Origin of the sequence: Streptomyces malaysiense (assembly GCF_000980885.2) — a bacterium.
Classification (GTDB): Bacteria; Actinomycetota; Actinomycetes; order Streptomycetales; family Streptomycetaceae; genus Streptomyces; species Streptomyces malaysiense.
The window spans coordinates 1-11,103 of sequence record NZ_LBDA02000176.1; the positions used below are offsets into that span (position 1 = coordinate 1).

Below are 11,103 nucleotides of genomic sequence, written 5' to 3' on the forward strand. Positions count from 1 at the left end.
GGCCGGACCGGACCGGCTGGACGGGGAGGACCTGGAGGGTGGGGGTGTCGGGGGGCCTCGGTGTGCCGGACGGGGTGGGGGCGTCGGCGGGGTCCGGGGCGACGGGTGTCCCCGGGCCGCCGGGCGGAGCCGAGCCGTCGGGCGGGCCCGGGACCTCGGCCGGGGACGGGAACCCACCCGGGTCCAGGTCCTCGGGCGGCGGAGCATCGCCCGCCCCCGGTCTCTCCCGCACCGTGTCCCGGACCGAGGTGAAGCGGTCGTCGAGGGAGTCGGGCGCGGCCGTCGGGCCCGCGTCCCCGGCGGCGTCGTCGTACAGCTGACCCCACCAGTCGTCCTCGGGACGGGCGGTGGGCCTTCCCCCCTGCTGGCTCATGCCCTGATTGTCACCACGCGGGCGCGGGGAAAACGGCGCATCGGGAAATTCCGGCCGCGAAATGGTGAACGGCCGCCGGACGGTCCCGCCCCCCACGGGGGGACCGTCCGGCGGCGTGCGCGGCCCTCATGGACCGGACTGTGTCGGCCACCCGGTGGATGGCCGGATCGCGGCGCACCGATGGCCGCCGTACCGAGGCCCACCTTGGCAGACGTGCCTGTGATACGGCGATGATGGCGGCGGCGGGTTTACGCCGTGGCTGGTTCCCGCCAGCCGCGGCCCTCCGTGACGGCCTGTTTCCGGACGGCCGGTACACGGGACGCCGTGTACTCAGGTGGCTTGTACGTACTCGGGGTGTACAGGGGAAGGGCGCGGATGCTGACGGCGATAGGTCTGGACGGTGGGCACGAGGCGGCCTACCGGGCACTGGTGGCGGTGGGCGCGGCCGATGTGGCCGATCTGGCGCGGCGGTTGACGCTGGGGGTGAGGGACACCGAGCGCGCGCTGCGGGGGCTGGAGCGGCACGGGCTCGCGGCCCGTTCCTCGGCGCGGCCCGGCCGTTGGGTGGCGGCGCCGCCCGCCGTGGCCCTGGGCGCGCTGCTCACCCGGCAGCGGCACGAACTGGAGCAGGCGGAGCTGGCGGCGGCGCTGCTCGCGCGGGAGTACATGGCGGCGGCGGCCGAGCCCGCGGTGCACGACCTCGTGGAGGTGGTGACCGGAGCCTCGGCGGTCGCGCAGCGCTTCCTCCAGTTGCAGCTGGGCGCGGCCGAGGAGGTGTGCGCGCTGGTGACCGGGGAGCCGGTGGCGGTGACCGCGCCGGAGAACGCGGCGGAGGCGCAGGCGACCGGGCGCGGGGTGCGCTACCGGGTGGTGGTGGAGCGGGCGGTGCTCGATCTGCCGCAGGCGCTCGGCGGGCTGGCCGAGGCGCTCGGCCGGGGCGAGCGGGTGCGGACGGCGGACCGGGTGCCGACGAAGCTGGTGGTGGCCGACCGTTCGCTTGCGATGGTGCCGTTGACCTCGCACAGCGCGGAGCCGGCCGCGCTCGTGGTGCACGCCAGCGGGTTGCTCGAACTGCTGGCCGCACTGTTCGAGTCGGTGTGGCGGGAGGCGCTGCCGCTGCGGCTGAACGCGGCCGGCGCGGCCGAGGAGGTGCCGGACGGCCCGGACGCCACCGATCTGGAGGTGCTGTCGCTGCTGCTGGCCGGGCTGACCGACGCGAGCGTGGCCAAGCAGCTGGATCTGGGCCTGCGCACCGTACAGCGGCGGGTGAAGCGGCTGATGGAGCTGGCCGGGGTGACCACCCGGCTCCAGCTGGGCTGGCACGCCCATGAGCGTGGCTGGGTCACCCGCGGCCGGCCGGAGTGAGCCCGCCGAGCGCCTTGCCCACCGTCCGCGCCACCACCGCCATCCCCGCGTCGGTGAAGTGCAGATGGTCGCCGGGGTCGTACGACGGGAGGATCCGGGTCGGCTCGGCGGGGTCGCGCACGGCCGCGTCGGCGTCGGCGACCGCGTCGAAGGCGCCCCCGGTGCGGATGAAGGCGTTGACCCGCCGGCGTACGTCCTCGCGGCCGTCCGTGTAGGCGGCGTAGCCCCGGAACGGGGTGAGGGTGACGCCGACGACCCGGATGCCGCGGGCGTGGGCGCGGGAGACGAGGGTGCGGTAGGCGTCGGCGTAGGCGGCGGGGTCGTTCGCCGCGGGCAGGCCCTTGATGTCGTTGATGCCCTCGAAGACGACGAGGATCCGCGCCCCGGCCCGGTCGAGGGCGTCGGCGTCGAGGCGGGAGAGGGCGCTGGGCCCGGTGCCGTCGCGCAGCAGCCGGTTGCCGCTGATCCCGGCGTTGAGCACGCCGAGCCCGCGGTCGAGCAGCCCGGCGGCGAGCCGGTCGGGCCAGCGGCGGTCGGTGTCGGGGGTGGATCCGTTGCCGTCGGTGAGGGAGTCGCCGAAGGCCACGACGCTGCCGGAGGCGCGGCCGAGGACGTCGACCCCGCTCACGTAGTACCAGGACTTGATGATCGTCCTGTACGACGACCCGCTCGTGTCATCGGCGTGGCCCGCGCCCTCGGGGGCCAGGTAGCTGGTCTGGAGGGCGGTGGCGTGGTACGTGGCCCGGCCGTCGTCCTCGGGCGTGTACACGGTGACGAGGAGGGCGGCGGCGTCCGGCACGCTCAGCGGCACCCGGTCGCTGACGGTGTCCCGCCCCGCCGGGATCGTCGTGGTGCGAGCGCCCTTGAAGGTGACGGCGCGCAGGCTACCGGGCACGGCGTCCGGCCCCTGTGCCCGGCGCAGCGCCACGGTGACCGCGCCGAGCCGCAGCGGCTCGGCGCCGAGCCGGTTGCTGAGCCGGACCCGCACGGCGGTGCCGCCGACACTGAGCCGGACGACGTTGCGGATGGCCGCGCCGGGCCTCGCGGCGGTGGTCCCGGACGGCGCCGCCTCCCAACTGCCGCTCCAGCGCGCCGTGGTGTGCGCGCCGCCGGGTGCGGCGGCGAGGCCGGCGGTGGCCCGGGTGCCCGGCAGGGCCAGTGCGAGCAGCAGAACCGTCAGGACCCGTCCGACCTTGCCCATGTGTGCCCGCCCTTCCCCGCGATCCGCCGGAGGCGACCGTGCCACAGTGACGGCCCGCGTCGCCGCAAGTCGGCCGTGATTCCACCCGCTCGGACCAATGCCCGAGGAGGCGGGACAGCTCGGCGCGGCGCCCGGGGCGCCGGGGCGATCAGTTGACGCGGGGGTGGCGGCCGGGAGCGCTCAGCCGGGGACTCCGGGAGTCCGCGCCGCGGCCCTGGCCCGTTCGACGCCGGCCATGAAGTCCAGCATCGCCCGGTCGGTGGCCGCGGCGTGGTCGATCTGCGGGCCGTGACCGGTACCCGAGACGATCTCGGCGCGGGCGCCAGGGACGAGCCGGGGAACGCGCTCGACCTGCCGGTCGGGGTGCACGAGCAGGCTGCGCCGGCCGAGCAGCAGGTACAACGGCGTGCGCACGGTGGCCAGTTCGGCGTCGGTGAGCGGCTTCGGCGCGGGCCGGCGGATGCGGTAGGCGCGCACACCGGTCCGGATCATCCTGCGCAGCTCGGGCACCACCAGGACCGGCTGCTCCAGCCAGGACGCGAGGCGGGGCCGCAACGGCTTGGGCGCGAAGGTGGCGAACAGGCTGACGAAGATCCAGACGAAGAAGCGCGCTCCGACCTTCTCCAGGCCGCCCGGGTCGAGCAGCGTCACCGAGGCGAGCCGGTCGGGCCTGCGGTGCGCCTGGTTGAGGGCGAGCCAGCCGCCGTAGGAGCTGCCGACCAGGTGCACCCGGTCGAGGCCGAGACCGGCGAGGGTCTCGTCCAGCCACCGGGCGGCGAACTCGGGCTCGTGGATGGCGGCGCGCTGGACACTGCGGCCGGGATCGCCGGGGGTGTCGAGGGCGTAGACGGTCCGTTCGGCGCTGAGGTCGCCGGTGTTCGGGTACCACATCGCCGAGCAGCTGCCGGCGCCGTGCACGAGGACGACGGGTATGCGGTCACGGCCGGCCGCGTCACCGTCACCGTCGGGGGCGGCCGGGGGGTCGTAGCGGTAGACGTGCGTGGTGCCGAAGGACGTCTCCACGTCCTCCTCCCGGGACGCGGGCGCGCCCAGCGCGTAGAGCGCGTCACAGGCGGCGAAGTAGCGCTCGCGCCAGGCGTCGCTGACGTAGCGGCCGACATCGGCCGGGGGACGGGTTGCTGCTGCGGGCTCGGACACGGCCACCTCCGGGGCAGTCGATTTTCGTGATACGAACGTACCACGTAGATGGTACGGCTGTACCATCAAAACGACCGGAGTGCGGGAGCGGAGGAGGGCCGACGATGCCCAGGCGCGTGGACCACGGCGAGCGGCGGGCCGAGATCGCAAAGGCACTGGTGCGGGCCGCGGGGCGGCTCGGGCTGCACGCGGTGGGGATGCGCGACGTGGCCGCGGAGGCGGGCGTGTCGCTGCGGCTGGTGCAGTACTACTTCGAGTCCAAGGAGAAGCTGCTGCTCTTCGGGCTGCAGCAACTGGCGGTCAGGTTCGGGGAGCGGGTGTCCGCTCGGATCGCCGCGGCGGGCCCCGATCCGGGGCCGCGGGAGGTGATCGAGGCGCTGCTGACGGCCGCGCTGCCGGTGGACGCGGAGAGCCGTACGTTCCACCACCTCTACACCTCCTACGCCGTCCTCTCGGTGACCGACGAGGCGCTCGCCGCGCAGCCCTTCATCAAGGACCCCGACGCGGCGGAGGCGACCGTCACCGCCCTCCTGCGGCGCGCCGCCGACGCGGGCCTGTTGTTCCCCGGCACGGACCCCGCCGCCGCCGCGGCCGGCCTCCTGGCCATGTCCGCCGGCCTCGGCACCGGCGTCCTGGTCGGCCAGCGCAGCGCGGAATCGGCCGCGGCGGTACTGGCGTACCACCTGGACCGCGTCTTCCGGCCGGCGGCCGGACCCTAGCCGTCGAGCGCGCCCTCCAGGGTGAGCAGGTGGATCTTGCGGTCGAGGCCGCCCGCGTAGCCGGTCAGGCAGCCGTCGGCGCCGATGACGCGGTGGCAGGGGCGCACGATCAGAAGCGGGTTGGCGCCGAGGGCGCCGCCGACGGCGCGGACGGCGGCGCGGGGGGCGCCGATGCTGGCGGCCAGTTCGCCGTAGGTGAGGGTGGTGCCGTACGGCACCTCGTCGAGGGCGGCCCAGACCCGTCGGCGGAACTCGGTGCCGGGGGCCCGCGACGGGAGCCGGAACGCACGGAGTTCACCGGCGAAGTAGGCGTCGAGCTGCTCGCGCGCCTCGGCGAACGGCTCCGGGTCCTCCCGCAGTCCCGCCGGGACGTCCCGCGCGCAGTGCAGCGAGGTGAGGGTGCCGTCCGGGTCGGCGGTGAGCAGCAGCCGGCCGAGGGGCGTGTCGAGGTGGGTGTAGCTTCCGGCGGTCATCGGGGCGGCTCTCCTGCCACGTGTAGGTGTTGTACGGCGTACGTCCGCCAGGGGCGCCAGGCGTCGGGCGCCTGGACCCCGGGCGGGGTCACATCGGGGTCCCCCAGCGCGCGGACCCGGATCAGCGCGGCGCCGGCCGCGTCCATCCCCGGCAGCGCGAGCAACTCCCGCTGCGCTTCGTCCCGGTCCGCGCCGGGGTCGAGCCGGAGGGTGCCGTCGACGAGGGCGGCGGCGAGCGCGGAGAGCGGTGCGGGCACGTCCGTCCGCCCCGCGAGCGCCGCCGGTTCCGGGAAGAGGCGGGTGAGGGCGCCGTCCGGGACGTCGAGGGTCTTGCCGTACTCCTCGACCAGGCACCCGCACCCGGCCGGGCCCAGCAGTACGCGGGCCGCCGCCTCGAGGGGGTCGACGGAGCCGGGGGCGCGCAGCCCGGGGCGGGCCCCGACCAGGGGGGCGAGACGGGGATCGGCGCTCAGCCGCTCGTCGACGGCGTACGGGTCGGCGTCCAGGTCGAACAGCCGGCGCAACCGCTGCACGGCGGTGGTGAGGTCCCGCGGGTCGGTGAGGCGCAGCCGCGCGTCCAGCCAGCCGCCCGGACGCGTGCCGCCGCCCGCGCGCGGCGCCCGGGTGCGCTCGGCGACGGCTGCGGTCCCGGTGCCGTACGGCAGCCGCAGGGTGCGCCGGTAGGTGCGCGCGCCGGGCCGCCCCGTGACCTCCTCGACCCCCGGCACGGCCTCCCGCGCGAGCTGGTCGAAGACGGCGGCGGCCTGGTAGGGACCCCGGTGGGCGAGGCGCAGCGGGATGCCGGTGCCGTCGGCGGCCCGGCGGGCGCCGCCGCGCGGGGCGGCCCTGCGCACCTCGGTCGGCGTCGCCGCGTACACCTCGCGGACCGTGTCGTTGAACTGCCGCACGCTGGCGAACCCGGCCGCGAACGCGATCTCGGTGACCGGCAGATCGGTGGTCCGGAGCAGCAGCCGCGCGGTGTGCGCCCGCTGCGCGCGGGCCAGTGCCACCGGTCCCGCGCCCAGCTCGGCGGTGAGCTGCCGCTGCACCTGCCGGGCGCTGTAGCCGAGCCGCGCGGCGAGCCCGGCGACGCCCTCGCGGTCCACCACGCCGTCGGCGATCAGCCGCACGGCCCGGCCGACGACGTCCGCCCGCACGTTCCACTCCGCCGAGCCGGGCACGGCGTCCGGCCGGCATCGCCGGCAGGCCCGGAACCCGGAGCGCTGGGCGGCGGCGGCCGTCGGGTAGAACCGCACGTTGCGCCGTTTGGGGGTCACCGCGGGGCAGCTGGGCCGGCAGTAGATCCCGGTCGTCTCGACGGCGAAGAAGAACGCGCCGTCGAACCGTCCGTCCCGGCTGCGCACCGCCTCGTACCTGCTGTCCTCGTCCATCACGGGTTCCAGTGTGGCGCGCCGCCCGGACACCGGCTGGCGGAAAACGGACACGGAGCCGGCCCGGTGCCATTGCCGGGTTCGTGTGCGCTCGGGAGCCGAGGAAGCGGGAGGCAGGACGCGGGAGGCGAGGCCGATGACCGCGCTGAACGACATCTGGGTCTCGCGCGCCGAGACCAGCGCCGGCATTCCCGCCATCCGCGGCATCGACCTCACCGCCTTCCCCACCCCTGCCGAGGCCGGCCTCGTCGACGCCCTGCGCGCCGATCCGGCCGCCTGGATCGACGGCCTCTCCCTCGTCGCGGTGGACGAGTCCGACCACCCGGTGGGGCACGCGCTGCTGACCCGGTGCCACATCGGCACCACGCCGGCCCTGTGCCTGGCTCCTTGTGCGGTCCGGCCGCAGCGGCAGCGGATCGGCGCGGGCACCGCGGCGATCCGCTGCCGCCCCGGCCGCGGCGAGGGCGCTGGGCGAACACCACGTGGTCGTCCTCGGGCATCCGGCCTACTACCCCCGGTTCGGGTTCACCCGCGCCTCGGAGCACGGCAATCGGCCTGACCGTCGAGGTCCCGGACGACGCCCTGATGGCACTCAGCCTCCAACCCGGACACCCGCTGCCCGGCGGAACCGTCCGCTACGCCGCCGCGTTCGGCATCTGACCCCGGCTGTGCCGTGCGGGGCCCGGCATCCCGCACGGCACGGCCCGCCGGGCACCGGCGGCCGGCCGCGCTAGATGCTCTCCCACTGGTCCAGGATGTCGTCCGCGCTGTCCGCGTCCGGGCCCGCGACCGGCGCCGGGCCGTCCTCCTGCGGGGACAGCTCGGCCCAGATCACCTTGCCGCGCGCGGTGTAGCGGGTGCCCCAGCGGGAGGCGAGCTGGGCGACGAGGAACAGCCCCCGGCCGCCCTCGTCGGTGGCCGCCGCCCGGCGCGGATGCGGGGCGGTGCTGCTGCCGTCGGCGACCTCGCAGATCAGGCCGCGGTCGTGGAGGAGGCGGACGCGGATGGGCGGGGAACCGTAGCGGACCGCGTTGGTGATCAGCTCGCTGAGGATCAGCTCGGCGGTGTAGCCGACGTCCCCGAGGCCCCATGTCTCCAGCGTGGCGGCGCACTCGGCGCGGACCGGGCCGACGGCCGCCGGATCGCGGGGCACCTCCCACTCGGCGACGTGGTCGGGGCCCAGCAGCCGGGTGCGGGCCACCAGCAGGGCGACGTCGTCGATCGGCCGGGCGGGCAGCACCGCGTCCAGGACGGCCGCGCACAGGGCGTCGGGGCCGCGCCCTGCCGAGTCCGCCAGGGTGTCGCGCAGCAGGTCGAGGCCGGTACCGAGGTCCCGCTGCCGGTCCTCCAGCAGCCCGTCGGTGTACAGCACCAGGTACGAGCCCTCCGGCAGCTCCAGCTCCAGCGTCTCCACCGGCATGCCGTCGCCGAGCCCCAGCGGCGGGGAGACGGGCACGTCGGGGTAGGTGGCGGTGCCGTCGGGCAGGAGGAGGGCGGGGCCGGGGTGGCCGGCCCGCGCGATGGTGACGCGCCCGGCGACCGGGTCGTAGAGCGCGTAGAGGCAGCTGGCTCCGGTGACGTTCGCGATGCCGTCGCGCGCGACCCGCCCGTCCCGCAGCGGCCCGTCGGCCCCGTCGCCCGCGCCCTGTGCGTCGCCCCGCTCGCCGCTGTCGATGCGGCTGACCAGTTCGTCCAGGTGGACGAGGAGCTCGTCGGGGCCGAGGTCGAGCGCGGAGAAGTTGGCCACCGCGGTGCGCAGCCGGCCCATGGTGGCCGCCGCGTGCAGCCCGTGTCCCACGACGTCGCCGACGACCAGGGCCACCCGGGCGCCCGGCAGCGGGATGACGTCGAACCAGTCGCCGCCCACCCCGGCCTGCGCGGGCAGGTAGCGGTAGGCCACCTCCAGCGCGGACTGGTCGGGGACGCCGCGCGGCAGCAGGCTGCGCTGGAGGGTGACGGCGGTGGTGTGCTCACGGGTGTAGCGGCGGGCGTTGTCGATGGCGACCGCGGCACGGGCGACCAGTTCCTCGGCGACCGCCCGGTCCTCCGCCTCGAACGGCTCGGCGTCCACGGTGCGCCAGAAGCTCGCGACCCCCATGAGGACGCCCCGGGCGCGCACCGGCACCACCAGCATCGAGCGGATGCCGTGGGCGAGGATGCGGTCCGCGTTGTCAGGGTCGTTCTGCTCCCACCCGCCGTCCTCGCGCAGGTCGGTCTCCAGGACCGGGGCGCCGGTGCCGAGGCCGATGGCCTGCGGGGTCTGGGAGGCGAAGTCCACGAGGGTGCCGACGGGGTACAGCGGGTGGTCGGAGTCGATGCCGGCCAGGGCCGTACGACGCATCATCGTGCCCTCGGGTTCCCCACCGCGCAGGATCGAGTCGAGCAGGTCCACGCAGGCGTAGTCGGCGAACCGGGGGACGGTGAACCGGGTCAGTTCCTCGGCCGTGCGCGCCACGTCGAGGGTGGTGCCGATGCTGCTCATGGCGTCGTACAGCAGCCGCAGCCGTCGCTGGGCGACGGCGGCGCGCCCGGCGACGGCCCGCAGTTCGGTGGTGTCGCGCAGGGTGACGATGCTGGAGGGCCGGCAGCCCTGCGGCGCGGTCGGGCGGACGCTCACCGCGAGCAGCAGGTCGCCGGCCTCGCACACCTCGTCCGTGGCCGGGCGGGTGGCGGACAGCAGCGCGGCGAGGGACGGCGCGAGCCCGAGGTCGGTGAGCCGGCGGCCCTCGGCGTCCTCGGCCAGGCCGAGCAGGCGCCGGGCCTCGTCGTTGGCGAGCAGCAGGGTGCCGTCGGCGCCGACGATGAGGACGCCCTCGCGGGCGGCGTGCAGCACGGCGTCGTGGTGGTCGTACATCCGGCGCAGCTCGGCCGGTTCCAGACCGCGGGTCTGCCGTCGCAGCCGGCGGTTGACCAGGACGATGCCGGCCGTCGCCAGCAGCAGCGCGCCGCCGCCGGCCGCGAGCAGCAGGGGCAGCTGCCGGACCACCTGCTGGTGGATGTTGCGCACGGTGATGCCGGCGGTGACCAGTCCGACGACCTTGGCGTGGGCGCCCATGACGGGCACGGTGGACTCCACGGCGACGCCGATGGGGGTGGTCAGCGTGAACGTGCGCGGGTGTCCGTGCAGCGGCTGCGTGTAGTTGCCGACCACATGCTTGCCGATGAGGTTGACGTTGGGGTGGGTCCAGCGGATACCGGCCGGGCTGAACGCCACGAGGTAGTCGATGCCGGTCTCCTTGCGGACCTGTTCGGCGCGGGGCTGCAACAGGGCGGAGGGGTCCGGGGAGTTCATCGCGGCCCGCGTGCCGGGGGCGTGGGCGAAGCCGGCGGCCGCGGCGAAGGTGCGCTGCCGCGCCTCGTTCACCCCGGCCTGCTTGGCCTGGATCACCAGGACGGTGCCGGCCGCGAGGCCGAACAGCAGCAGGATGATCAACTGGAGCACGAACATCTGTCCGGCGACGCTCCGGGCACCGGACGGCAGCCACCTGGGCCGACCGGAGTCGGCGGCAGCGGGGGACGCTCCGACCGGGGCGGAAGCGTCCCACCCCGAAAACAGGCCGAAACGCTTCTTCATGATGCATTTCTAGCATTCACCGAGGAGGCAGAGGAGGGGGACACAGCGCGGCCTTCCCGGCAAACGCGCGGATGCCGGTCAGGCCGGGCCGACCGGGCAGGCGAGGCGTACGGACGGGGCCACCCGAGCGGGCCCGGGTGGCCCCGTCCGCGGCGGTCACGTCCAGCGGCCCCGCTTGGCCTGCATCGCGGCCCGGCCCTCGGCGCCCTTGCGTTTCCAGTCGCGGCGGATCTCGGCGCGCAGACGGGCGTCGGTCTTGGCCACGATCCACTGGTTCTCACGGACCAGCTTGCGGTAGCTCTCCAGGCGGCGCACGGGCAGTTCCCCGCCGTCCACCGCGGAGCGCACCGCGCAGCCCGGTTCGCTCTCGTGGGCGCAGTCGTGGAAACGGCACCGCTCGGCCAGTTCACCGATCTCGGCGAACACCTGTCCGACCCCGCCCTCGGCGTCGTACAGGCCGACGCCGCGCAGCCCCGGGGTGTCGATCAGGACCCCGCCGCCGGGCAGGGCGAGCAGGTTGCGGGTGGTCGTGGTGTGCCGCCCCTTGCCGTCGACGTCCCGGGCGGCCCGTACGTCCATCACGTCCTCGCCGACGAGCGCGTTGGCCAGCGTGGACTTGCCCGCGCCGGACTGGCCGAGCAGCACCGAGGTGCCGCCGCCGACGAGGGCCCGCAGGACATCGAGCCCGTCGCCGAAGTGCGCGCTGACCCCGAGCACCGGCACGCCGGGCGCGGTGTTCTCCACGTCCTCGACGAGGTGGGCCAGGGTGACCGGATCGGTCACCAGGTCGGCCTTGGTAAGCACGACCACGGGCTGCGCCCCGGACTCCCACGCGAGGGCGAGGAAGCG

8 protein-coding genes and 2 pseudogenes are annotated in these 11,103 nt (G+C 75.7%); 3 read left to right on the forward strand and 7 right to left on the reverse strand.

The features are described from left to right. A pseudogene (locus tag VT52_RS39315) lies at positions 1 to 373 on the reverse strand (protein phosphatase 2C domain-containing protein); the annotation flags it as partial. 375 nt (positions 374 to 748) lie between these two features. Between VT52_RS39315 and VT52_RS34730 the strand changes: the two are divergent. Continuing rightward, positions 749 to 1,738, forward strand: coding sequence for a helix-turn-helix transcriptional regulator (locus tag VT52_RS34730; protein WP_046423990.1), 990 nt, complete (start codon positions 749 to 751; stop codon positions 1,736 to 1,738). Here the strand turns inward: VT52_RS34730 and VT52_RS34735 are convergent. Both VT52_RS34735 and VT52_RS34740 read right to left on the reverse strand, forming a co-directional pair. Continuing rightward, on the reverse strand, positions 1,716 to 2,939 hold the full coding sequence (locus tag VT52_RS34735; RefSeq protein WP_046423989.1) for a GDSL-type esterase/lipase family protein: 1,224 nt from the start codon (positions 2,937 to 2,939) through the stop codon (positions 1,716 to 1,718). The two genes, VT52_RS34730 and VT52_RS34735, sit on opposite strands and share 23 nt — an antisense overlap. A gap of 180 nt (positions 2,940 to 3,119) precedes the next feature. Next, entirely contained in the window at positions 3,120 to 4,097 is a 978-nt protein-coding gene (locus VT52_RS34740) for an alpha/beta fold hydrolase (protein WP_240510031.1), read from the reverse strand. A gap of 104 nt (positions 4,098 to 4,201) precedes the next feature. Here VT52_RS34740 and VT52_RS34745 point away from each other — a divergent pair, with 104 nt between their 5' ends. Then, positions 4,202 to 4,816 (forward strand): TetR/AcrR family transcriptional regulator, encoded by a 615-nt coding sequence (locus VT52_RS34745; RefSeq protein ID WP_046423985.1) that lies wholly within the window; start codon positions 4,202 to 4,204, stop codon positions 4,814 to 4,816. Here the strand turns inward: VT52_RS34745 and VT52_RS34750 are convergent. Both VT52_RS34750 and VT52_RS34755 read right to left on the reverse strand, forming a co-directional pair. Continuing rightward, positions 4,813 to 5,289, reverse strand: a complete 477-nt coding sequence (locus VT52_RS34750) for a methylated-DNA--[protein]-cysteine S-methyltransferase (protein ID WP_046423982.1) — start codon at positions 5,287 to 5,289, stop codon at positions 4,813 to 4,815. The genes VT52_RS34745 and VT52_RS34750 overlap by 4 nt on opposite strands. Further along, complete coding sequence (locus tag VT52_RS34755; protein ID WP_206306697.1) at positions 5,286 to 6,680, reverse strand: DNA-3-methyladenine glycosylase 2 family protein; 1,395 nt, start codon at positions 6,678 to 6,680, stop codon at positions 5,286 to 5,288. The genes VT52_RS34750 and VT52_RS34755 overlap by 4 nt, the downstream gene beginning before the upstream one ends. Before the next feature lie 136 nt (positions 6,681 to 6,816). Here VT52_RS34755 and VT52_RS34760 point away from each other — a divergent pair. Then, positions 6,817 to 7,340, forward strand: a pseudogene (locus tag VT52_RS34760) (GNAT family N-acetyltransferase). 70 nt (positions 7,341 to 7,410) lie between these two features. On the opposite strand, the gene VT52_RS34765 reads toward VT52_RS34760, so the two are convergent. Both VT52_RS34765 and rsgA read right to left on the reverse strand, forming a co-directional pair. After that, entirely contained in the window at positions 7,411 to 10,254 is a 2,844-nt protein-coding gene (locus VT52_RS34765; protein WP_420856329.1) for a SpoIIE family protein phosphatase, read from the reverse strand. A gap of 156 nt (positions 10,255 to 10,410) precedes the next feature. Beyond that, on the reverse strand, positions 10,411 to 11,103 hold a 693-nt coding region (rsgA, locus tag VT52_RS34770; RefSeq protein ID WP_071387768.1), incomplete at its 5' end, for a ribosome small subunit-dependent GTPase A.